General features: G+C 35.5%; 20 protein-coding genes, 1 pseudogene and 1 riboswitch. Of the genes and pseudogenes, 7 read left to right on the top strand and 14 right to left on the bottom strand.

Annotation, left to right across the window (positions count from 1 at the left end; all coding sequences use genetic code 11):
* Window positions 1-61 precede the first annotated feature (61 nt).
* Window positions 62-1,111, bottom strand: a complete 1,050-nt coding sequence (locus RAH34_RS01520) for a linear amide C-N hydrolase (protein WP_306594927.1) — start codon at window positions 1,109-1,111, stop codon at window positions 62-64.
* A gap of 382 nt (window positions 1,112-1,493) precedes the next feature.
* Between RAH34_RS01520 and RAH34_RS01515 the strand changes: the two genes are divergently transcribed.
* The 3 genes from RAH34_RS01515 (at window position 1,494) to RAH34_RS01505 (ending at window position 5,310) form a co-directional block, all read left to right on the top strand.
* On the top strand, window positions 1,494-3,692 hold the full coding sequence (locus RAH34_RS01515) for an ATP-binding protein (RefSeq protein ID WP_114822593.1): 2,199 nt from the start codon (window positions 1,494-1,496) through the stop codon (window positions 3,690-3,692).
* Between the two features lie 21 nt (window positions 3,693-3,713).
* Window positions 3,714-4,265: a biliverdin-producing heme oxygenase gene (locus RAH34_RS01510; RefSeq protein WP_114822592.1), complete on the top strand. Its 552-nt coding sequence runs from the start codon at window positions 3,714-3,716 to the stop codon at window positions 4,263-4,265.
* 118 nt (window positions 4,266-4,383) lie between these two features.
* Window positions 4,384-5,310, top strand: a complete 927-nt coding sequence (locus RAH34_RS01505) for a malate dehydrogenase (RefSeq protein ID WP_002977420.1) — start codon at window positions 4,384-4,386, stop codon at window positions 5,308-5,310.
* A gap of 348 nt (window positions 5,311-5,658) precedes the next feature.
* Here the strand turns inward: RAH34_RS01505 and RAH34_RS01500 are convergent.
* From RAH34_RS01500 to RAH34_RS01470, 7 genes and pseudogenes are all read right to left on the bottom strand, one after another.
* Window positions 5,659-6,210 (bottom strand): annotated as a pseudogene (locus RAH34_RS01500) (transposase).
* Window positions 6,211-6,524: 314 nt separating this feature from the next.
* Entirely contained in the window at window positions 6,525-7,073 is a 549-nt protein-coding gene (locus RAH34_RS01495) for a hypothetical protein (protein ID WP_306594926.1), read from the bottom strand.
* An 87-nt stretch (window positions 7,074-7,160) separates the two neighbouring features.
* A complete protein-coding gene (locus RAH34_RS01490) occupies window positions 7,161-7,727 on the bottom strand; it encodes a putative glycolipid-binding domain-containing protein (RefSeq protein ID WP_306594925.1) in 567 nt (188 codons plus the stop codon).
* Window positions 7,728-7,840: 113 nt separating this feature from the next.
* On the bottom strand, window positions 7,841-8,074 hold the full coding sequence (locus RAH34_RS01485; protein WP_114819244.1) for a hypothetical protein: 234 nt from the start codon (window positions 8,072-8,074) through the stop codon (window positions 7,841-7,843).
* Window positions 8,075-8,154: 80 nt separating this feature from the next.
* Entirely contained in the window at window positions 8,155-8,691 is a 537-nt protein-coding gene (locus tag RAH34_RS01480) for a GNAT family N-acetyltransferase (RefSeq protein WP_306594924.1), read from the bottom strand.
* A gap of 17 nt (window positions 8,692-8,708) precedes the next feature.
* Entirely contained in the window at window positions 8,709-9,101 is a 393-nt protein-coding gene (locus tag RAH34_RS01475) for a VOC family protein (protein WP_306594923.1), read from the bottom strand.
* 20 nt (window positions 9,102-9,121) lie between these two features.
* Window positions 9,122-9,907, bottom strand: coding sequence for a hypothetical protein (locus tag RAH34_RS01470; RefSeq protein WP_306594922.1), 786 nt, complete (start codon window positions 9,905-9,907; stop codon window positions 9,122-9,124).
* A gap of 101 nt (window positions 9,908-10,008) precedes the next feature.
* On the opposite strand from RAH34_RS01470, the gene pafA reads away from it, so the two are divergent.
* The gene (pafA, locus tag RAH34_RS01465) at window positions 10,009-11,655 is read left to right on the top strand and encodes an alkaline phosphatase PafA (protein WP_306594921.1); all 1,647 of its coding nucleotides are present in this window, start codon (window positions 10,009-10,011) and stop codon (window positions 11,653-11,655) included.
* 237 nt (window positions 11,656-11,892) lie between these two features.
* Here the strand turns inward: pafA and RAH34_RS01460 are convergent, their stop codons facing one another.
* Window positions 11,893-13,023 carry a lipopolysaccharide assembly protein LapB gene (locus tag RAH34_RS01460; protein WP_306594920.1) on the bottom strand — a complete coding sequence of 377 codons (1,131 nt, stop codon included), beginning with the start codon at window positions 13,021-13,023 and terminating at the stop codon, window positions 11,893-11,895.
* Window positions 13,020-14,636 carry an AraC family transcriptional regulator gene (locus RAH34_RS01455; RefSeq protein WP_306594919.1) on the bottom strand — a complete coding sequence of 539 codons (1,617 nt, stop codon included), beginning with the start codon at window positions 14,634-14,636 and terminating at the stop codon, window positions 13,020-13,022. Before RAH34_RS01455 ends, RAH34_RS01460 begins: the two co-directional genes overlap by 4 nt.
* A 172-nt stretch (window positions 14,637-14,808) precedes the next feature.
* Here RAH34_RS01455 and RAH34_RS01450 point away from each other — a divergent pair, with 172 nt between their 5' ends.
* From RAH34_RS01450 to RAH34_RS01440, 3 genes are all read left to right on the top strand, one after another.
* Window positions 14,809-16,104, top strand: a complete 1,296-nt coding sequence (locus RAH34_RS01450; RefSeq protein WP_306594918.1) for a T9SS type A sorting domain-containing protein — start codon at window positions 14,809-14,811, stop codon at window positions 16,102-16,104.
* Window positions 16,105-16,240: 136 nt separating this feature from the next.
* Window positions 16,241-16,419: riboswitch (cobalamin riboswitch) on the top strand.
* A gap of 32 nt (window positions 16,420-16,451) precedes the next feature.
* Window positions 16,452-18,278, top strand: a complete 1,827-nt coding sequence (locus RAH34_RS01445) for a TonB-dependent siderophore receptor (protein WP_306594917.1) — start codon at window positions 16,452-16,454, stop codon at window positions 18,276-18,278.
* Between the two features lie 21 nt (window positions 18,279-18,299).
* Window positions 18,300-19,358: a YncE family protein gene (locus RAH34_RS01440; protein ID WP_114818984.1), complete on the top strand. Its 1,059-nt coding sequence runs from the start codon at window positions 18,300-18,302 to the stop codon at window positions 19,356-19,358.
* A 153-nt stretch (window positions 19,359-19,511) separates the two neighbouring features.
* On the opposite strand, the gene RAH34_RS01435 is transcribed toward RAH34_RS01440, so the two are convergent.
* From RAH34_RS01435 to tnpA, 4 genes are all read right to left on the bottom strand, one after another.
* Window positions 19,512-20,930 carry a CCA tRNA nucleotidyltransferase gene (locus RAH34_RS01435; RefSeq protein ID WP_114818985.1) on the bottom strand — a complete coding sequence of 473 codons (1,419 nt, stop codon included), beginning with the start codon at window positions 20,928-20,930 and terminating at the stop codon, window positions 19,512-19,514.
* A 37-nt stretch (window positions 20,931-20,967) separates the two neighbouring features.
* Window positions 20,968-21,312, bottom strand: coding sequence for a nuclear transport factor 2 family protein (locus RAH34_RS01430; RefSeq protein WP_306594916.1), 345 nt, complete (start codon window positions 21,310-21,312; stop codon window positions 20,968-20,970).
* Between the two features lie 107 nt (window positions 21,313-21,419).
* A complete protein-coding gene (locus tag RAH34_RS01425; protein WP_306594915.1) occupies window positions 21,420-21,968 on the bottom strand; it encodes an L-threonylcarbamoyladenylate synthase in 549 nt (182 codons plus the stop codon).
* 301 nt (window positions 21,969-22,269) lie between these two features.
* Entirely contained in the window at window positions 22,270-22,698 is a 429-nt protein-coding gene (tnpA, locus tag RAH34_RS01420; RefSeq protein WP_114818988.1) for an IS200/IS605 family transposase, read from the bottom strand.
* Between the last annotated feature and the right edge of the window lie 65 nt (window positions 22,699-22,763).

Below are 22,763 nucleotides of genomic sequence, written 5' to 3'. Positions count from 1 at the left end.
CATAATGGGGCATACTCAGGACATTATTTACTAAGTATAAGCATTTTGTGCGGTGAAATATCTATTTTAATCCTAAGAATGTGAACGGTGCAGACTCTTTAAACTCTGCATTGGATTTTCCATTATAAGTGTGGTTGTTACTAAGATCCAGTTTCATCACTTTTCCTTTAGGGCTCAGATCAAAATCTTTAAGATCTACCCAAAAAGTGTTGGGAGTGAAAACCGTTTCAAAATAATACACAAGGTTTTTCTGATCCGAAACAGAACGCCATCTTGTTGATGAAATATTAGGTTCCGTAGCAGAAGTAATTCCATAAGGAACAGAACAGTTTCTGATCACGCTGAAAACACTTGCCACTGCTGTACGGGTATCGGCGGTCTGAGGAATGGCATTGATATAGTAAGATGCTCTTACAAAACGGTCTGCGGCACGGTTGGTTCCCGGAAGCATCACTGTTCCCGGAATGCCTTTCCAGTAATTGTTAAGGGCCAGCTGTTCTTCAAAAACCGGAGAGTTGGTCATTACTGTGTAAGAAGGATCATGGTGAATAACCAATTTTCCGTCAATATATTCAAATACCGCATTGTCTCCTGAAGCATCAGAAATAGAAAGGTGAACGGTTGTAAATCTTTCTGTTCCGGGAATATAATCACTTACAATAACGAATGGCTCTTTGCGTGAAAACTCTACGGCTTCTTTTACGGTAGCAAAGTTATCAAGATAATATTGTGCCCATAATGAAATGGCAATTCCCTTTTTACTTCCTTTTCCATCGAATTTTGGGTATTGAGATTCTCCTAACCAAAGCAGGTTGGCAACTAATCCTTTTTCATTCATACCATCTGCTGAAGCAATGTCCCATGAGGAGCTGATAAGACTTCCGTATTTGGCGGTCCATTTTACAGATTTAGGGCCTACGAGTCCGTTGCGGTCTATTCCTTTCGGGAGAACCCATAAGTTGGCAGCGATTTCGTCACGCCAGTCCATAGAACGGGCTGTAATAACGGTATTCTGTGGGCCTTTGTAAACCACCCTTGTACAGGCTTCGGAAGGATTCCATAATCCTATAGAGAGGATCAGAGAAAATAAAATTAATGGGAACTTTTTCATAATAGTATTATTTGAATTTAAATTTTATATTGAATTTATTGTGAATAATTCAATGAATTTTTGTCATATTCATTATTTGGTGATATAAATTTAGCAAAATTTGTTTAAATAAAACAATTATTAAGGTTAATATTATGTAATCCCTGTTATGAATCATGGTTAAAGAGTGAATACTGTGATTATTGGAATTTTTTTTGTATATTTTAGAGATATGATATAAAAAGGACGAAAAAACCAAGAATATTTTAATGAATTTTTTGATTCTTTTTTTTGTATGAAATCTTTTTTAAGTATTTGATTTTTAGTAGTTTAAAATTACATACCACAAAATAAAAAGCTAATTAAAAAAACACTATATTTGATAGATAGACTGAAAAGATATATGAATTTTATAGAATGCCATGAGGAACCTATCCATATTCCGGGTTCTATACAGAGTTTTGGCTATTTGATTGGCATTGATGCAGAATCCCACACCATCACTTTTTTTAGCAGGAATATTGCGGATCTATTTAAAATCGAAAGCCCGGAAGAACTTTTCGACAGAAATATCACAGACTTTCCGGAAAATTTTCAGAACATTATCAGCTCAGAAATATATACTTCTCTCGAAAGGTTTACCAGACGTAAAAACGAGACCTATTTTGACAAAATTTTTATCAATGAAAAAGAATATCACTTTTCTGTTTTTAAAAGTGGTGCTTATATTTTTCTTGAATTTGAAGAAGTTTTGATCAATCCTGACAAAAGAATCTCCAATAAATATGATAACTTTTACATCATCGACAATGAAAAGGAACTCTGGAATCATCTTCTGGAAACCTTGTCAAAGGTCGTAAACTATGACCGGATGATGGTGTATAAATTTATGATGGATGGTTCCGGGAAAGTGATTGCAGAAAAGAAAAATGAAAATATGGAGAGCTTTCTGGGTCTTCATTATCCTGAGTCTGATATTCCAAAACAGGCAAGGGATCTTTATCTTAAAAAAAGAAAAAGAATTTTCAGTAATGTCTATGCGGATACCGTTCCTATTTTAAGCAAGAAAGCAGAGAACATTGATCTCACTTTTTCAGCATCCAGAGGGATGTCGCCTATTCACGGACAGTATCTTAAAAATTCAGGAGCCGCTTCCAGCTTCAGTGTTTCCATTATTATTGATGATCATCTTTGGGGACTGGTTACCTGCCAGAATGTTGACCCCAAGCATATAGACCTTGAGGATAGGGTACAGGCCGGAATTTTTACAACGCTTGCTGCCAATGCCTATTCATCTTTTAAATCTAAAAGTGAACTGAATTACCGTTTGGAACTGAATGAAAAAGTGTCGCAGCTGAAAACGGAATTTTTAAAACATCACCATCTGTTTGATTCTCTTATCGAATGTAAAACGGAAATCAGAAATTTACCAGAGGCCGACGGATTAGCCATTGTTTCGGATGAAAACATAATTACAGACGGCAGTACACCTGATCTGGAAAGAATTGGAAAAATTGCGCAATGGGCTCTCAATAATACTGATGAAGGTATTTATGTAAGTCGAAATTTTCTTAAAGATCATGGTAAAGAACTTGAACTGACTGAAAATGCAGCAGGAATTGCGATCTATTTTATTGAAAGGGATAAAAATGAAATGCTGATCTGGTTCAGAAAAGAGTTTGATGAACATATCAACTGGGCAGGAAACCCGGAAAAAAAAGTAAGTGTATTTTCTCAAAATGGAGAGGAAAGACAAATGATATCACCAAGAACGTCATTCCATATTTTTACAGAAAATATTAAAGGCCATTCTAAAAGATGGAATTCCAGGAATGTAAGTGCAGTACAGGCTGTAAGAGATCTGATCCTGGAAACTTCCCATAAAAATTATAACGCCATTAAAAGGCTTAATGATGAGCTTAAAAAAGTGAATGAGGAACTTGACAGTTTTTCTTACACCATCTCTCATGATCTGGGAACACCTCTGACTGTCATGAAACTGAATGCTCAGATGCTCCTGGCAAATCTTACCGGTGATTCTGAAAAAAGCAAGACCAAGATCAATTCAATTATCGAGGAGATCGACAATATGGCCGAAATGATGCATGATGTATTGCAGCTGAGCCGGGCGAAACATAGCGAAATACAGCTTGAAAGCCTTAAAACGGCTCATACAATAGAGAAAATATCTGAAAATGCCAAGATGACCTATGGCAGTCCAAACAGTGAAATTATTATTAAAGAATGCCCGGATGTTTTGGCTGATAAAACCATGCTTCATCAGGTATTTTTGAATATCATCAATAACGCTGTGAAATATTCTTCTCATAATGATCTTCCGAAAGTGAAAATTGAAGGATCTGAGGACGGACAGATCATTATTTACAGAATTTCAGACAATGGTATTGGTATTCCTGCGGAAGAGAAACATAAGATGTTTAAAATCTTTAACAGAATGGATAATGCCAAGAAGTTTAAAGGAAACGGAGTAGGGCTCTCCATTGTACACCGCATTATGAAAAGATTGGGAGGAAATGTGGATTTCGAAAGCAACAGTGAAGGAACCTCCTTTATTTTAACGTTCAAAAAGCCTTATATTTGAGAAACTTTTAAAACGTTATTTATGGTATCAGAATATCTTAAACAGAATACAGCAGAGTATCACGATGCAGCAGAAAAACTTTTTAATTCTGAAAAGATTTTCAACAAAACTTTCACTTTAGAAGATTATAAAAAAATCATTCATACCAATTACCTGATGCTTCTTCACAGTGAAGATAAAATATTCAGCAGCCTTTCTGATAAGTTTGCAGAAAAGCTTCAGCTGGCTGAAAGAAAGAAGCTTTCCCTTATTGAAAAAGATCTGAAAAGCCTTTCCTTGGAAAATCAGGAAGTTTCTCACGCTCTCGAGTTCAATAACGAACATGAAGCACTTGGAGCAATGTACGTCATTGAAGGCTCTACCCTGGGTGGAAATGTAATTGCCAAACAGCTTTCTAAAACAGAAGGTTTTAATGAAGTTACCTTCAACTTTTTCGGATGCTATCAGGAAAATACAGGGCCAATGTGGAAAAACTTCAAGGAAGTTCTGGATACAGAAATCGCGGAAGAAAACTATAGTGAAGTGCTTTCCGGCGCCAAAAAACTATATACGTTTTTACTGAACGTCAACTAATTTATTTTAATTCTAATTAAATTCCTGAAAAATTGCGCAATTTTTCAGGAATTGTTAAATTTGGGGAGTTTCAAATTTAAACTTAACTAACAAAAAATAATTTTTAAAAAGTAACAATATGAAAGTAACTGTAGTAGGTGCAGGCGCTGTAGGAGCAAGCTGTGCAGAATACATCGCAATGAAGAACTTCTGTTCAGAAGTAGTTTTGGTAGACATTAAAGAAGGGTTTGCTGAAGGGAAAGCAATGGATTTGATGCAGACAGCATCTCTTAACGGATTTGATACAAAAATTACGGGTACAACAGGAGATTACAGCAAAACTGCAGGTTCTCATGTAGCAGTAATCACTTCAGGGATTCCAAGAAAACCTGGAATGACAAGAGAAGAGTTGATCGGTATCAATGCTGGTATCGTGAAAGACGTTACTGAAAACTTAGTAAAACATTCTCCGGAAGTAATCATCATCGTAGTTTCTAACCCAATGGATACGATGGCTTACCTTGTTCACAAAACTTCAGGTCTTCCTAAGCACAAAATCATCGGAATGGGTGGTGCGTTAGATTCTGCAAGATTCAAATACAGATTGGCTGAAGCATTAGAAGCTCCAATTTCTGATGTTGACGGAATGGTAATTGCTGCTCACAGTGATACAGGTATGCTTCCATTATTGAGCAAAGCGACAAGAAATGGTGTTCCTGTAACGGAGTTCTTAAGTGATGAGCAACAAAAATATGTGATCGAAGAAACTAAAGTAGGAGGAGCTACGCTTACGAAATTATTAGGAACTTCAGCTTGGTATGCTCCAGGTGCAGCAGTTTCTGTAATGGTTCAGGCGATTGCATGTGATCAGAAGAAAATGATCCCTTGTTCTTTAATGCTTGAAGGAGAATACGGACAAAACGATATCTGCCTTGGTGTTCCTGCGATCATCGGAGCAAACGGAGTAGAATCAATTGTAAACGTAACGTTGACTGCTGAAGAGCAATTGAAATTCGCTGAAGCTGCTAATGCAGTAAGAGAAGTGAATGGAGATTTAAAATTCTAATTGATTATCTGCTTTAAGCGGAAATTAAAATATAGAAAACCGGCTGTTTCTTTGAAACAGCCGGGGTTGTTTTTGTAGAATCTTTAATTTTAAATTAAACCATTAAGAAAAATGAAGAAGGTAAGATTGATTAAGAAAAATCAAATGATTTTTTAAGTTGAGGTAGCAATTTATGAGTTTCAGCGTGGTTGCAGTCTCTTTTGCTGGCGCGAGCGTCCCGCTCGTGCCCATAATCTCACAAATTAACATCTATTTCCAGTACTTTCTCATAATCATCACAATAGTTTCTGGCATTGCTATATTTCTATTCCTTTTGCTGGCGCGAGCGTCCCGCTCGTGCCCATAATCTCACAAATTAACATCTATTTCCAGCACCTTCTCATAATCATCACAATAGTTTCTCGCACTACTATATTTCCATTCCCAAGGCTCCTAAAAAAATCCGGATTCAACTGGATTTTGATGAACGTAATTTAGTTTCTGCTCAAATACCTTCAACGTCCATATTTCTATGGGATTATTATTCTGCTGCCAAAACTGATACTTTTTTATATTGGAATTTCGGCTTCCTGCTTTTTTAAACATCCACAATAACCATTCTTTTCTGCTTTCCTGATTATTTTCTTCTATGGTCTTAAGCAACTTTTTAGCAGTAAAGCCCTTAAAATCTCTAATTAATTCTGAAGGTTGACCTTTTTCTGATCTGAAAATTAAATGTATATGACTGGGCATGATACAATATCCGAAAATGGTCATTCCTTTATTCTTTCTACAATAATTTAATGATTCAATAATGATATCGAAATATTCAATTCTTGTAAAAATATCAATCCAAAATACCGTAGCAAAGCTTATAAAATATGCTCCTTCTTTTTCATGAAATTTGTGTTTTCTGCTCATAATCTAAAAGTAATAAAAACTCAGATTATCATTTTTGACATTTTTTTAATTTGTGGGGACACGAGCGGGACGCTCGCGCCAGCGTAGTGTTTTATGAATATGTTAATGGTGGAAAGATTTCGGCGCGGCCTCCGGCCGCGCCGAAATCTGATTATAAAAATAAATCTGTTATCGCTTCTTGTTTCCACAAAGCGGGTAATAACCTTAAAATCCCTATGCTTGCGCCAACGTTAGACTATCGTTGCTGCCAACTTATCTTACGTATTGGTAATATGTCAGAAAATTATATATTGAGAAGGTTTCCATAATGGAAATTATGATATGCTGTTCTTAGGAATTCTTACCAGGAGGATAATGACCCAGATTTGAAGAATGGTCTGTACTATACTGATGATTCCCAGTACAGGATTGACAAACAGATTTTTCAAAATAGAGGAAAATCCGAAAAGCCCTAGTATAAAGGTCACTATGAGAACGTATTTTGCTACTTCATTCCCTTTTCCTATAAAATAGCCCATTCCAAAAATAAAGACCAAAGTCGCTATCCCGACAAAAATAGATAATCCGGAATTGAAAGGATCATAAGCCCAGATAAATCCTGCAATGCCTAATGCCCCACACAAATACATGATATTGGAAGCTTTAGTGTGGTTGGGATGTATTGTTATTTCCTTTTTTTTGCCAAGATCTGCCGTTCTGGAAGCAATGAGTGCCGACTCCTCATCAGTGAATTTTCTCCCTCTTGACAGCAATATTTCATAGGCATATTGTACTGCCTGTGGAACAAATTTACTATTAGGGTTAATGTATTTTTCAAGCTCCTGACTGGACATTTTTTCCAGCACATTTTTTTTAGTATCCATTATGGTAATTAGGTTGCTGCGAAATTAATGAAAATGAAGGAGATTATGGAGTAAAAATCATTGCCATTATCGGTCTCCCTCGATATTTCAATTATTTATATTTTCAGAGTCTGCGATCTTTTTAAACAATTCAGGGTAGTTGGTTACTAATCCACTTTCATCCACCGAAATTTCAGCTTTAAAATCGGTTTCAACATTTTCATACAGATATTGATTGACAGATGTCCGGGTATATTGCTGCTGTACAGGTCTGATATGATGGTTGAAGACATCGATATAGATGACATCAATTTTCTGAGAACTGTTTTCTGAAAGCTTTAAATTGTTGATCGGCAATGTATTGGTAAATGGTGTCAGAGAAATATCTATAAATTTAAAATCATTGAATTCCGGGTTTATAACATTATTAATTTCCCATTGATCCTGGATTTTTTTCCCGGTAAGTATTCTTTTTACCTTATTGATCTCCGATTCGATCAGAAAGTCTTGAACGAGCCAGTCTTTATGAATGTGAATTTTATACTCTATACTATATATTTTATCTTCAAGACAACCGATGATCTTTGATTCTACCGTATAGTTTATATCATCAGATTGTAAATTAAAATATTCAAGAGATTGGTAAAATATTCCTTTCCAGATCAATGTTTTCATAAAATATTGTTTGATGTATTGTTACAAGATGCAAGTTAATGAATGCAAGGGCTGGTTACAAAAAAAGAGCGGTAAAAACCGCCCTCAACAAAATTTTATCTAACAAATATTTTTTACAAATAAACACATCCGCATCCTGTTTCCCATTCCTGGCACAGGCGCATAGGTTCATTGCATCCAGGGTTGCCTCCGCCACCTCCGGAAACTCTGTAACAGGTGCCATCACTACAATAGTATGAACCAATAGTTGGTGGACAATTGCCATCCATATCACACAATGCATAAGGAGTGTCTCCACCACTGATCAGCACCAGCTGATTTCTCTTTAATTTTTTTAAATTTTTCATAGTAATCATTTTTAATTTGTTGATTACTAATGTATAAAATTATTAACACACCAGCAAGTGTTTTAATGAATGTGATGAAATTACTCTATATCTAAAGTCATGAAAAGCGCGATTTCCTCAGCATTTTCATACAATCTTGTATTCAGTCCGGTAATATTGAAGCCCATTCTTCTGTAAAATTGTACCGCAGGATAATTGGTATTCTGAGTTTCCAGTTCAATCACTCTGCAGTTTAATTTCCTGGCTTGTTTAATGGCACTTTTAATCAACATAATGCCAATTCCCTGTCTTCTGTATTTTTCGTTGATCAGGATATTTTCTATATAAAAACTATTGTTCCAGGTTCTTTGTTCACAGATAATCCAGCCTGCCAATTCTTCATTAACAAAAGCACCGAATGAATTTCCCTGTTCAATGATGATATTCAATTCTTCAAGATCGTCAGAAGTCGTTTCCCATATTTTGTGGTAAGGCAAAGACTTCTCTTTTAAAATAAACTCAAAAGAACCTCCGAACTCGATAGAGGAAACCACATATCTTATGTCTGTTGTATACCCGTTATGTCCCCAATCTAGGCTTGGATCAGAGGTTAGTTTTTGTAATTTTCTTATTTCCACCCTTGGATATTTTTATTTTATTGAATTTCAGTACAGATTTCTACCAGATAATTGTTGGGATCTTTAATATAGGCGGTTTTTTGTCCCCATGGTTTTATGGCAATGTCTTCATAAAGGACAGCTCCGTTTTTTATGGCTTTCTCTACCAAAGTTTCCACATCATCTGTTGTAAACCCCAGTTCCATTCCGAAAGGTTGATCTTCGTTTTTGGCTGTTATAAATCCTTTTTTAATATTGGAATTGGCCAGGCTCACAGAGGCGAATGAGAGACTTGTTTCTCCGGTTAGGAGTTCACCATAATCTTTTTCGGGAGTGATGAATTTTATTTCAGCATCAAAGGTGTTTTTATAAAAGTTCATAGACATTTCTACATCTTCAACATAGAGAATGACATATTTGAATTTGATCATAGTATTGAATTAAAATAGTTTTATTTTTTGTTTAAAATATATTCCTCATCTGCTATCAATACAGCATGAGGCCCTTGTAAAGGATATTCTTTAAAACTTCCGAAATGACCGAAATGAAGAGGGAATTTCTGAGTTAGCTGTCTTACTTTGTTACCAAAAGAATTGATGTCAACCTTTTGAATAGCTTCTTTTTTCTGTCTGCCATTGGTAAAAAAGAGCATCAGGTTACAATGATCTTTATAATCAAAATCATTGTAGTAAAATGCATGAAGGTTTTCTTCCCTGCAAATCCGGGTCAGGTCATCAATCAATTCTTTTTTATGATGTAAAGGCAGATTACAATCTATTCTGGCTGCATAATTTTCTGCATTACTTTTTTTGAAGTCAGAGCCGACCATCTGGATGAAACGGTACTCTATAGTTTTGAATTCCTGTCTTTCCGGAGGATAGCTTTTGCTGGATTGAATGGTAAAAGGATGACTTGCATCCAATAACACTGCACTTTCACGGATCAATAGCTCTTCAACCTCTTTGGCAAACTGAAAATGAAAATCAAAAAGCATATAGTCTCCAATATTGATGATGATTTGATTTCCATCGATATTCAGGTATAAATATGTTTTCTTGAAATCTGATTTTAACGCTTCCAGTTTATGGATAAAATCATCTGTATTTTCAACCTGAATTCTTGCTGCCAGTTCAGCAGGATTATCGGCATGTCCTCCATATCCAGGATAAAATTTGAAAAACTGAAAGTCATATAATTGATCGGGAAATTTGAAATACCAGTATACGCCTAAAATCATAGAAGATTATTGATAATTGTACAATAATCAAAATTAAATAAAATTTCACACTCCAAAACTTTCAAAACTCTTAAATTTGTTGTCAATAAAAATTTACTTGGATGCTTAGGAACATTTCAATTGCGGCAGCTACTTTATTGTCCGTAGTTACAATCAATGCACAGAAGAACAGAAATACTCAACTGGAAAGACCGAAATTAGTCGTAGGTCTGGTAGTAGACCAGATGCGTTGGGACTATTTGTACCGTTTCTACGGTAAGTATGGGAATGATGGTTTTAAAAGACTTTTGAATACAGGATATTCTTTGAATAATGTACATATTCCTTATGTTCCTACGATTACGGCTTTAGGACATACATGTATCTATACAGGATCTGTACCGGCTATTCATGGAATTGCAGGAAACGACTGGACGGATAAAGAAACAGGTAAAGGAGTTTATTGTACTGCGGATGAGAGCGTTCAGCCGGTAGGAACTACCAATACAAAAACAGGAAGTCACTCTCCGAAAAATCTTTGGTCTACCACAGTAACTGACGAATTGAGACTGGCAACGAACTTCCAGGGAAAAGTTGTTGGTGTTTCTTTGAAAGACCGTGCTTCTATTCTTCCTGCAGGACACACTCCAAACGGAGCTTTCTGGTTTGATGACAGTACAGGGAATTTTATTACCAGTACATGGTATATGAATGACCTTCCTCAGTGGGTAAAATCATTCAACTCACAGAACCTTCCTGAAAAATTAGTGGCTAACGGATGGAATACTTTACTTCCAATCAATGAATACACTGAAAGTGCACCAGACAATTCTCCTTGGGAAGGTCTGTTGGGAAGTGCAAAAACACCTACTTTCCCTTACAGTAATTTAGCAAAAGACTACCAGACTAAAAAAGACAATATCCGTTATACACCTTTTGGAAATACTTTGACTTTAAAATTGGCAGAAGCTTCTGTAGAAGGTGAAAAACTGGGTGGAGATACTATCACAGACTTCTTAGCGATCAACCTTGCGTCTACAGATTATGCAGGACATAAATTCGGACCGAATTCTATTGAAGTAGAAGATGTTTATATCAGACTAGATCAGGATTTGGCAGAGTTCTTCAAATATCTTGATTCAAAAGTAGGAAAAGGAGAGTACACTGTTTTCCTTTCTGCTGACCATGGTGGAGCACACTCTGTAGGATTCCTTAAAGAACATAAAATCCAGACTGGTTTCTTCGGAGAAGATGCCGAAAAGAATCTGAACCAGAAACTGAAAGAGAAATTCGGAGCAGATAAACTGGTTAATGCCATTGATAACTACCAGGTTTATTTCGACAGAAAAGTATTGGCAGACAACAAGCTTGAATTGGATGATGTAAGAAACTTTGCTGTAAAAGAAATTGAAAAAGATCCTACAGTTTTATATGCTGTTTCTGTAGACAAAGTTCAGGAGGCAAGCATCCCGGAGCCTATCAAACAAAGAATTATTAATGGAATCAACAGACAGAGAAGTGGAGATATCCAGTTAATTTCGCATGATTCTATGCTTCCTCCATATTCTAAAACAGGAACTACACACAGTGTGTGGAATTCTTACGATTCTCACATTCCGTTAATCTTTATGGGTTGGGGAGTGAAACAGGGAGAAAGCAACAAAGAATATCACATGACAGATATTGCTCCTACGGTATCTTCTTTATTGAAAATCCAGTTTCCAAGTGGAAATGTAGGAAATCCAATTACCGAAGTTGTTGGTAAATAAATTAATTATAGAAATAATCTGTTTAAACGTTTATTTTTTGAAACATTAAGATTGTATTAAGGTGTTGAGAGTATTAAGATGAGCTTCGCTTTAAGCTTAAAAATCAGAATGATTTATCTTAACTATACTTTATTTCTTAAATGATCCTTAATGGTTCATCGAAATTTTTTGATAAGTTTGAACAGTTACAGTATAAAAAAAACATCCCAATTTGGGATGTTTTTTTATTTTCATAGTTTATGATGTCCTGATCATCTGCTGGATCTCTTTATGAAACTTCTTATTCTGTTTTCTGATTTTGATAATAAAATATAAAAGAATGATTATCGAAATACATCCCAGAAGGACTGATGCCATTTTAATATAACGATAATCAGATTTCAGTTTTTCACTTTTTAATGCTGTTTCCTTATTGTGGTTGTCGATCACCTGATTAATGGATTTCAGCTCATTCTGCTTTCTTTTAAATCTCATTTCCATGTGTTTTTTATTAAACTGCTGGTAGAGATTCTGTTGTCCCATAGCAAGATAATTCTCAGCCAGTTCTTTATAAAGTCCTTCATTAAGGATAATATCTCCGGTATTTTTAGAAAGATCCTCAGCTCTTAGTAAAAGGTTTATTGCTGCTTGATTTTCATGTCTTTGTTTGTGTATTTCAGCAATTCCTTTCAAAGCGAATGCTTCCAGACTTTTAGCATAATTTTTCCGGGCATAGTTGATGGACTGTAGGAAAGCCTCCTGCGCTTTATCAATTTGATTAAGGTTAAGATAACAGTACCCAATATTGTAATACACGACACTCATATTAGAATAAGTGGTTTTCTTTGCAGGAACCTTTTCATAATTTCGTATAGAAATCAGGAATTTTTCCAGAGCAATTTCTGAATTAGACTGACTTTTATATACCATTCCTCTTATTGCGTAGCTTGTAGCCGTTTCAATGTATTTCTCCGGATTTTTTTCAGGAATTTTTGCAATATACTGTTCTGCCTCATTCAGCGTTTCCAGGCATTTGTTGAAAAGTTCCATTTGCTGATATTGGATGGCGACGGAGATGAGAACACCTGCCTGGCTTTTGGGATCATTGGTTTTCTGAGACAGTTCTTTTGCTTTTAGAATATATTGTAAAGACACTTCAAAATTTCTTTTGGCAATATTGGCCGTTGAAAGCAGCATGTAAAGGTTAATAGAAGTTTTAATATCATGAGATTTTTTTAATAATTGTTCTCCGATTTTGATGGTGTTATCCGGATTGTCATAAATTTCAAGTTTGGCCTTTTTTATTAAGACACTATCAGGTGTCTTTTGTGCTTTCATACCATTACAAAAGGCAGCCAGCAACAGTATTATTTTAAAAATTGATTTCATAAGGCTTTTGTTTTACTGATTTCCTGAATATAGGCATTGGGAGACATTCCCGTAACTGACTTAAAAACAGTAGTGAATGCACTGTGTGATGAGAATCCTGAATATTCTGCCAGATAACTCACTTTATAATTAAGAAAAGCAGCATCAGTTCTTAGCAGCTGTACAATATGATTGATTCTGAGCTTGTTAATATATCCGTTGAAGTTTTTTTCCTTATTATTAATAATTTCCGAAAGGTATTTTGTGTTGATTTCCATTTGAGAGGAAAGCAGAGACAGAGACATATTTTTATTCAGAAACCGGTCGGATTTTTCAAATTCCTCTAACTTTTGGAGAATTTCATCTTCTTTTTCCCGGGATATTTTTGTTGTGCCGGAATCCTTTGTCGCTGGAGTTGTTTTGTGTAAAATGATGGGCTGAGGTTTTTGGCTGATCTGTTTTTCAAAGAAATCAAACTGTTTTTTTAAGTCTTTATTTTTACTTCTCATGAGTAAAAAATAAATAAACAAACCCAGAATGATCAAAGATAAAATCAGGATTAAAGACCAGGAAGATCTTAGAAGCATATGGTTCTGAAATTCAATATTTTTATTTTGATTGGTTTCCACAAGCTTCACAAGATATCGTATTCCTTCTTTTGAACCGGAATCTGTTTTTGTTTTTAAATCATTATAAAGTTTATTGTACTGATGGTATTTTGCATCATTATGTACCGCGTAATAATTACGGGAAAGTGATTCGTAGATTTTAATTTTTAAATTATTAAAAGGAAGATTTTCTATCAATTGAAGTCCTGCTTCCAGTTTTTTTATAGCCATTGCATAATCCTGTTTCAGAAAATAATACTGAGAGAGGTTTTCATAGGCCAGTCCTAAGAGAAAAGGCTGGTTTTTCTGATGTTCAAGATCTGCAATAATGCTGTCTATAAGGATTTTATATTCAGATTGTTGATATGTTTTCAGGAGATAGGAAGATCTGAAAATTCTGTTTTCAATTTTTAAAATTCTATTTTCTTCATTATAATCGACGAGGTATTGATTACTCTGATCTAGATTTTTTAAGGCTTCAGGATAGTTTCTGTTGATTCCCGAGTTCAACGCCTGAAGCTGATATAATTTTGCAGTGGTGATTCGTAATGCCGGGCTATTGCTTTTAAGAAGCTTTTGATCCGACAACAGATGAGAAATAATTCTTTTCGATTGATTGTACAAACCCAGATTCTGATACTGATCGGCAAGATTATAATCACTGAAGACCTGCATAAAATAAGAAAGGCCGTTTTTCTGATCTGGCTCTTCTTTTTGAGCGAAAATATTGACAGACTGTACATATTCCCCCTTCATGGCAAAAGCTTGTGAAATAATATTTTGAAGTACAATTTTGTGTTCCGCATTTTGATCACTCACAAGAATTCCCTGGGTATAGCTGATGCATTCATCAGGATTCTGATACAATTTCAGAAATGCTTTATCTGCCAACACATTGAAGTCCGGACCGGACTGTCCTTTGGTGGTAAGCGAGCAGAAAATAAAAATAAGCAGTAAAGTCTGAAATAATTTTTGTCTTGATAATTTGTTTTTTGTGTTTTTTTGAATAGTTCTGGTAAAATCCATATTCAAAATATTGTTTTATATCTGTCTGGTTATTAGGTTTTTGAAAATTAAATTCTTTTAAAATTCCTGAATTATGAAAGCCAATTTCTTTTGATAAGGGAAATATTGTATTAATATTGTTTTCACCAATTCAAAACGCTAAATATAATAAAATATGAAAAATTTTTACAGAATGTCAATAAAAATATTGACGGCTTGCCTTTTCCTGAAATTTGCTTTTGCAGGCGCTCAGCTTACTGTAATAGGTTTGGGAAATTATAATGTGGGCGCAGTCTCGGATAACGGGGTCGTAAGTATGCATACCAGCGCAGGAGGAATATATAAATGGAATGCAGCGGGAGGGCTTGTACAGATAGGTTCCATATCAAACGGATATCCGGCTGCGGGGAGAACTGTTGTTTCAAATGATGGAACCAAAATTTCGTCCTCGATAACAAATACAGCAACGGGATTTAATGAAATATCTACTTATGATGTGGCTACTTCCACCTGGGTAAACAGAGGAGGGCTTGTTCCTACAGGATGGGATGGCAGTGTAAGTTCAACCTGGGGAATGACTACCAATGGGAGCACGATTGTGGGTTTAGGGTTTCTTACTGCTGCGAACGCGCATGCTGTGAAATGGGATGAAGTGAACGGAATGGTAGATTTGGGAAGTATTGTTGCCGGACGCAGTTCCAGAGCCAATGCAATCAATGCGTCAGGAACAGTAATTGTGGGTTGGCAGGATGAGCCAACCGGGACAAGAAGTGGCGCAAAATGGCAAGATGGAGTAGAAAGCTTTATTACAGATAATAATGGGAATAATGTAGGAGAAGCAGGAGGGATTTCTGCAGATGGAATTACAATCATAGGGGCAGCAAATCCTAATCCTTATGTCTGGAATGCGGTAAGCGGGCTTACTTATATAACGCATCCTAATGCTTCTTTCAGCTTCAAAGGAGGAGCAACGGGAATTTCAGCTGATGGAAAAAAAGTAATTGGGTATTACAGAGCATTTGGAGCACCTCCGATGTCAGGTGAAGGCTTTATCTGGACCTCTGCCAGCGGAAGAATTAACCTGAATGATTATGCCGCGTCTTTAGGAATTGCTACCAATGGAGTCACGATGGGGCTTCCTTTAGCAATTTCACAGGACGGAAAGAAAATTGCCGGATCAGGGACAAATGCTTCTGGTCAAATGATTGCCTTTTACCTGGATACTTCTGAATATTTATCGGTGAATGATGCCGTAAAAGAGAAAAACAGTATAGGAATCTATCCTAATCCTGTGACTGATATCCTCTATTTTAAAGGAACAGGAAAAATAGAGAAAGCAGAAATTTATAATATGGTTGGACAAAAAGTGAAATCATTGGATGCTGTAGAAGGACAGATTGATGTTTCGGCTCTGTCAACAGGAGATTATATCTTACAATACTCTGTAAAAGGAGTACAACAGGAGCCTTATAAATTTATTAAAAAGTAACATATATAAATAGTAAAGTAGTGGGATGAATGGCTGTTTTCAATATTGAAAGCGGCCGTTCTTTTTTTTGTTTAACTGACAAAAAGATAACATTTTTAAGGCGAAGTGTAGTTTTTGGTGAATACACATAAAAAACTATCTTTGCAAAAATTTTGGTTTCCAGTATTTTGGAATTAAAAGGGAATCGGGTGTAACTCCCGGACTGTCCCCGCAACTGTAAATCGCAACACAAGTTTCTGCAAAAAACCACTGTTTTATAACGGGAAGGAGCAGAATGCGAAAGTCAGGAGACCTGCCGGAATTATAATTAAAAAAACATATTGCTTTCGGAGGAAAAGTAAAAAAGTATGGATATAAAAAGATCTTTAGTACTGCTTTTTTCATCTTATGGATGTTTTCTTTTTGGACAAGAGAAAACCATTGACACTATTTATGTCTTCGACAACCAGATGAACAGGGTGAAACTCTTTCATCCTGTAAAAACTATTACAGCAGAAGATGCTGAGAAAAACTCCAGTAATCTTTCTGAGCTTCTCAGATTTCAGTCACAGGTTTTTATCAAAGAAAATGGCCGTGGAGCCGTTTCTTCACCTTCTTTCAGAGGAACTACCGCCCAGCAGACTGCTTTTGTCTGGAATGGGATTAATATCAATTCTAATTTTTTAGGCCAGGGGGATATTAATAATATTGCTTTGTTCGGCTATGATCAGATCGGTATCAAAGCTGGTGGTGGAAGTGTAGTGTATGGAAGTGGTGCCATCGGGGGAAGTATTCACCTCAATAATACCCTTGATTTTAATAAAGGTTTCCATGGTTCCTTATTTTCAGAAGTAGCTTCTTTTAATACTTATAACAATTTTATAAAAGGTTCCTACAGCAATGATAAGTTTAGTTTTAAAGCTTCCGGAAATTATTCTGTAAGTGAAAATGATTATAAGGTCAGCGATCTGAACTATATCAACCGAAACGGAAATTATTACAATACAACGTTTAATGCAGGAGCATCCTATAAAATTACGGACGATCATAAGATCTCGTGGCAGAGCCAGTTTTTTGATTCTTCACAGCATTATCCGGTATATGAAGAAACGGGAACCAAAACGAAATATAAAACTCAGAGTGTAAGAAGTCTTCTTTCCTGGGACTGGAACAAAACGAAGTTCAGCAATTCCCTTAGAGCAGCTTATACGGAAGAGAATTTTCAGTATTTTGGTTCATTAAATCTACCTAAATCAAGTGGAGGAACCGGGAAGAATTATATTTTTAAAAATGATTTCAATTACTTTCTGAATTCAAAATGGAATTTTAATATCATCGGAGAGTTTCAGGTTAATAAAGGAGAAGGATATCAGAGCGGAATATCCAATGTCAGCAGAAATATAGGTTCCGTTTCAGGATTGCTACGATATTTTGCAACAAAAGACCTGCGTTTTGAGGGTGGATTTAAGAAAGATTTTGTAGAAGATGTAAAGTCCCCGTTAATGTATTCTTTCTCTGGAAAGTGGAGTGCTGCAAAGTGGTATGATGTGAGTGTTAATGTATCAAAAAATTTCAGATATCCGTCCTTCAATGATATTTATTACGAACCGGGAGGAAATAAAGATCTGAGACCGGAAACCTCTACCCAGGTAGATATGACCAATGAGTTCAAAGCAGGAGATTTTAAACTTACCCTGTCTCCTTACTATATGAATGTGACCGATCTTATTGTATGGCTTCCGACTGCTCTGGGATACTGGCAGGCATATAATGTCAATAAATCTGAATCTTACGGCCTGGAATCTCAGTTGTCTTTCAGTAAACAGCTGGGCAGCCATAAAATCCGCGTGAATGCAGGATACTACTATGCAAAATCTATTGATAAAGAAACGAAAATGCAGAGACCTTATGTTCCCATGCACAGAGGAAATGCCAGTATAGATTATGAATATGGTTTCTTTAAGTTTTTTGCACAAGGACAGCTGAATGGGGTTACTTATACGACAAGTGATGAAAAAAGATCTGATGCCATAGATCCATATTTTCTTTTAAATATGGGCATTTCGGCCACGTTAGCCAAGAAATATACCTTAGGGTTTAAAGTGAATAATCTAACCAATACTTACTATAAAACTGTTTCTTTCTATCCTTTACCGAAAAGAAACTATAGTGTGTATGCAGCAATAAATTTTTAATAAATTAAAATTGAATAAATTATGAAAATAACTAAACTTTTAACTGTCCTATTTGCAGTTGTATTATTGTTTAATATTTCTTCATGTACAAGTGATTCTGCCGAATTTGAAATTTCCCCGATCACGTACCAGAACGGATATTTTATCGCTAATGAGGGGAATTTTAACAGCCAGGGGGCTAAAGTAACATTCCTGACAAGAGATTTAAACTTAAAGCAGGATGATGTATATGGATACAATAACAATAAAGAAATCCTGGGTGATGTTCTTCAGACCATCGGTCTTAACGGAAATAAAGCTTATCTTGTTTTGAATAACTCAAACAAAATTGTTGTAGTAGACCGTTATACATTCAAAAAACTAGCAGTAATTACTGATCAGATTGATAATCCAAGAGGAATTGCTTTTGCTAATGACTTTATCTATGTTGCAAACCTAAACTTCTCTACGAATGCTACAAGTGTAACGAAATATAAAGCTTCTGACTATTCATTTGTAAGCAAAATCACCATGACAGGTGGTGCTGATAAAACAGTAGAAGCAGGTGGAAATGTTTTTGTACAGAATGCTACTTCAGGATATGGAAATATGATTACTTATATCAATACTTCTAATGACAGTAAGACTGAACTTACTGTTCCGAATGGTAAGATCAACAGTACTATTTCATACAAATCTAACGTGTATACAATTTCTTCTACAGCCGCTGATTCATATATCTACAAAATATCAAGCACAGGAGCTATGACACCGGTAGTTACATTGACAGGAATTCCAAGTGCTACCAATCTTCAGATTGATAATGATAAAATTTACTTCAGCTCTGCCAATAAAGTGTATACAACAAGCTTAGCGACTCCGGCAATTCCTGCAAGCCCACTATTAACAGCTGCAGATGGCGGTCCTTATTTTACACTTTATGGATTTAATGTTATTGATGGTAGAATTTTTGCATCAGATGTTCATCAGTTTACAGCAGAAAGCGAAATGCTAATATATTCAGCAACTACGGGGAGCAAAATTACTTCTCTTAAAACAGGAGGTCTTGGTGCTAACGGAACTTTCCTGAATCCACAATAATATAGTACTTCTAAAAATAATTTTTTATTTTTTCATCATTTGTGTTTTTTTCCGGCCGGTTTCGAAGAAACCGGCCGGCTTTGTTTCCTTAAGAAAAAAATTCCGGCGGGATGGAACATCCCGCCGGAATTTTTAATATTTTTCTAAATTGAATTATAAGGTTAATCCCAGTTTTTCAGCCTCAGCAATCACAAATTTTGTCGCTTCTTCTTTTTCATTGGGAATTTCCCCTTCGAGGATAGCTTCTTTTACTTTCTCTTTCAGTATACCAATTTCGCGGCCCGGTTTAAGATTAAACATTTCCATAATTTCTTCACCGGTAATAGGAGGCTGGAAATTTCTTACCTGATCTTTTTCTTCCACTTCCTTGATCTTTACCGCTACATATTCAAAGTTTCTTTTAAATTTCTCCTGTTTCTTAGAGTTTTTAGTGGTAATATCCGCTTTGCAAAGGGTGAAAAGATCTTCCAGATCTTCTCCTGCATCAAATAATAGTCTTCTCAATGCAGAATCTGAAGCATCATCCGTAATCAGTGCAATAGGTCTTGACGAAAGTTTTACCATTTTCTGAACATATTTCATATCACTTCCCAAAGGTAATTTTAATCTCTGGAAAAGTGTTTTTACCATTTTTGAACCCAAAAATTCGTGTCCGTGAAACGTCCATCCTGTTCCTTCCACAAACTTTTTTGTCGGAGCTTTTCCAATATCATGGAGCAGGGCAGACCAGCGAAGCCAAAGATTATCCGTATTTACAGAAATATTATCCACTACTTCCAGCGTATGATAAAAATTATCCTTGTGGGTTTGTCCTTCCACTTCCTCCACGCCTTTCAGTTCGATCAGTTCAGGAATAACAAGCTTCATAAGACCGGTTTGTTCCATCAGTCTCAGTCCGACAGACGGCTTTTCAGACATCATAATTTTGTTAAACTCTACCATGATTCTTTCCATAGAAACAATCCTGATTCTTTCTGCTTCCTGCTGGATTGCTTTCAAAGATTCATCCTCAATTTTAAAATTTAAAGTTGAAGCAAAACGTACCGCCCTCATCATCCTCAATGGATCATCAGAATAAGTTTGAGCAGGTTCTAAAGGAGTTCTTAAAATCCCTTTTTCAAGATCTTCAATTCCATTGAACGGGTCAATCAATTCTCCGAAGTTATCTTTATTTAAAGAAATAGCCATCGCATTGATAGTAAAATCTCTTCTTTTCTGGTCATCTTCAAGGCTTCCGCCTTCTACTTCAGGCTTCCGGCTGTTTTCTGTGTAGCTTTCCTTTCTTGCTCCCACAAATTCAAGTTCAAGTTCTTTATACTTGATCATAGCCGTTCCATACGTTTTGAATACAGAAACTTTTAATTTAGGATCTATATCCTGAGCTACATTTTGAGCAAGCTCAATACCGCTTTGTTCCGTTACAAAGTCTATATCTGTAGAAGCTTTTCTGTTCATCAGCAGGTCCCGTACATAACCGCCCACAATGTATACGGACTGATTATTCCTTTCTGCTGCTTCAGAAATGATTTTAAATAGTTTTAAATTCTTATTTTGATTAAGATTAATTTTCATCGTTGATAATAGTGACAATTTCTACGTATGCTACCCATTAATCATAATGAGCATACATTCTATTAATTTTCCCCTCTTCATTAAAAAACATAACTTCAACAGCATGTTTATCCATAATCGACTTATAAAATAATGCTACCGAGTCTACTCCTGCTGTGGAATGCATCAGATCAAAATGAAGGTCCGGAAACTTATTCAATGCCTTTTTCCAGTACTCACGGACGGATTCTTTTCCTTTTAAAGAACTTTCTTTACCGCCAGTAGCCAGTGCGATCATAGGAGTGGTGATCTCAATATCATCCGAATAATGGGAAAGTATATCCTCTAAATCATGAGAATTCCACGCATTGATCCACATTTGAGCAAATTCATGATGATTCATAGCAAATAGTTTATGAGTTGAGTTTGCAAAGATAGAATTAAAAAAAAGAAATCCTGCCGATATAAACTGACAAGACTCTAAAAAATAAATATAAAAGTTCAGAATTCTTATTCTCTAAGAACTTTTATTCTGTTGTCATTCCATATTTTGATCACTGATGAGCCTGAGTATTTGGAAATCTTTTCTCTGTCTTCCTCCACTGCATAGTCTACTAGGCTGATCATCTCATCAGAAATATCAGAGAATTTTAGCGGGCTTTTTTCACCACTGAAGTTGGCAGAAGTTGATACCAAAGGCCTGTTCAGTTTTGTAATCAGTTTTTTACAGAAATCATTTTTTACCAATCGGATTCCGATGCTTCCGTCTTCTGCAAGAAGTTCTTTAGGCAAGCCTCTCGGGTTTTCGTAAACGATCGTTACCGGTTTTTCACTGAGATCAATAATTTCCCATGCCATTTCTGGAACGTCCACCAGTTCTTGAAGTCTTTTCTCAGATTCCACAAGGATGATCATGGATTTGTTTTTTTCACGCTTTTTGATGTCAAAAATTTTATTGACCGCCTCTATATTGGTCGCATCACAACCAATTCCCCAAATAGTATCTGTAGGGTAAAGAATTGTTCCGCCGGATTTTAATATTTCGATAATATGTTCCATAATTGTATATGAGTTCAAAGAGTGGATAAAGGTAGAGAATATAAGAATTTCAGGCAAAAAAAATGGGATGTAAATGTGGACATGTTTATAGGTTGTGGCTAGAGCCAATGGAAGGGTATATAATTTGAAAACGGGCTAAAGCCCATTCCTATTGATAATTGTAGTATGTTTAAATTTAAATAGGATTATTGATTTAATTAAAAAAATAATACGATGAATTTTAGAGATCCAATTCAATAGAAATGGGCTTTAGCCCATTTAAATAAAAGAAATAAATCCTTCGGCTTTAGCCAAAACCTACTTAGTTTTTAAAATTATATCTTTCAATAAATTCCTTATATTCCTCTCCAAAGCTTTTTTTCTGATGATGCTTTTCCTGATTTTTAATATAATTTCTTACGCTTTCTATCATAGACTCAGAAACTGATACAGCAAAATATTCATCCTGCCATGAGAATTTTCCTAAAGTAAGTTTATTTTTATTGATCCAATGTGAAGATTCACCTTTTAATAATTGTACAATTTTTTCTATATTTTGATCAGATCCCAGAGAAATAAGACAATGACAATGGTCTGAATATCCATTAATCATGTCTAAAAATATTCCTTTTTCTGTTGCATATTCTTTAATATGTTTCCAAACCTTAAGACGTATTTCGAATGTATTGAGAAACGGATCTCTATTTTTTGTAGAGAAGACAAGGTGAATGTAAATTTTGATAAAAGCCATTTGTGTTGTTTTATCAAAAATAATGTTTTTTAAGTTTCGGCTAAAGCCAAAGGAATGGTATATAA

Origin of the sequence: Chryseobacterium sp. WLY505 (assembly GCF_030846215.1) — a bacterium.
Classification (GTDB): domain Bacteria; phylum Bacteroidota; class Bacteroidia; order Flavobacteriales; family Weeksellaceae; genus Chryseobacterium.
Note: the sequence above shows the minus strand (reverse complement) of the source record. Positions and strands in the feature narration are given on the sequence as shown.

Excerpts from the sequence above, each read along its gene's own strand:
- RAH34_RS01460 (WP_306594920.1), bottom strand. The coding sequence starts at position 13,023 with ATGAAATCAATTTTTAAAATAATACTGTTGCTGGCTGCCTTTTGTAAT.
- RAH34_RS01485 (WP_114819244.1), bottom strand. The coding sequence starts at position 8,074 with ATGAAAAATTTAAAAAAATTAAAGAGAAATCAGCTGGTGCTGATCAGT.
- RAH34_RS01470 (WP_306594922.1), bottom strand. The coding sequence starts at position 9,907 with ATGATTTTAGGCGTATACTGGTATTTCAAATTTCCCGATCAATTATAT.
- RAH34_RS01425 (WP_306594915.1), bottom strand. The coding sequence starts at position 21,968 with ATGGAACATATTATCGAAATATTAAAATCCGGCGGAACAATTCTTTAC.
- pafA (WP_306594921.1), top strand. The coding sequence starts at position 10,009 with ATGCTTAGGAACATTTCAATTGCGGCAGCTACTTTATTGTCCGTAGTT.
- RAH34_RS01455 (WP_306594919.1), bottom strand. The coding sequence starts at position 14,636 with ATGGATTTTACCAGAACTATTCAAAAAAACACAAAAAACAAATTATCA.
- RAH34_RS01515 (WP_114822593.1), top strand. The coding sequence starts at position 1,494 with ATGAATTTTATAGAATGCCATGAGGAACCTATCCATATTCCGGGTTCT.
- tnpA (WP_114818988.1), bottom strand. The coding sequence starts at position 22,698 with ATGGCTTTTATCAAAATTTACATTCACCTTGTCTTCTCTACAAAAAAT.
- RAH34_RS01475 (WP_306594923.1), bottom strand. The coding sequence starts at position 9,101 with ATGATCAAATTCAAATATGTCATTCTCTATGTTGAAGATGTAGAAATG.
- RAH34_RS01490 (WP_306594925.1), bottom strand. The coding sequence starts at position 7,727 with ATGAAAACATTGATCTGGAAAGGAATATTTTACCAATCTCTTGAATAT.
- RAH34_RS01450 (WP_306594918.1), top strand. The coding sequence starts at position 14,809 with ATGTCAATAAAAATATTGACGGCTTGCCTTTTCCTGAAATTTGCTTTT.
- RAH34_RS01445 (WP_306594917.1), top strand. The coding sequence starts at position 16,452 with ATGGATATAAAAAGATCTTTAGTACTGCTTTTTTCATCTTATGGATGT.
- RAH34_RS01505 (WP_002977420.1), top strand. The coding sequence starts at position 4,384 with ATGAAAGTAACTGTAGTAGGTGCAGGCGCTGTAGGAGCAAGCTGTGCA.
- RAH34_RS01440 (WP_114818984.1), top strand. The coding sequence starts at position 18,300 with ATGAAAATAACTAAACTTTTAACTGTCCTATTTGCAGTTGTATTATTG.
- RAH34_RS01495 (WP_306594926.1), bottom strand. The coding sequence starts at position 7,073 with ATGGATACTAAAAAAAATGTGCTGGAAAAAATGTCCAGTCAGGAGCTT.
- RAH34_RS01430 (WP_306594916.1), bottom strand. The coding sequence starts at position 21,312 with ATGAATCATCATGAATTTGCTCAAATGTGGATCAATGCGTGGAATTCT.
- RAH34_RS01520 (WP_306594927.1), bottom strand. The coding sequence starts at position 1,111 with ATGAAAAAGTTCCCATTAATTTTATTTTCTCTGATCCTCTCTATAGGA.
- RAH34_RS01435 (WP_114818985.1), bottom strand. The coding sequence starts at position 20,930 with ATGAAAATTAATCTTAATCAAAATAAGAATTTAAAACTATTTAAAATC.
- RAH34_RS01510 (WP_114822592.1), top strand. The coding sequence starts at position 3,714 with ATGGTATCAGAATATCTTAAACAGAATACAGCAGAGTATCACGATGCA.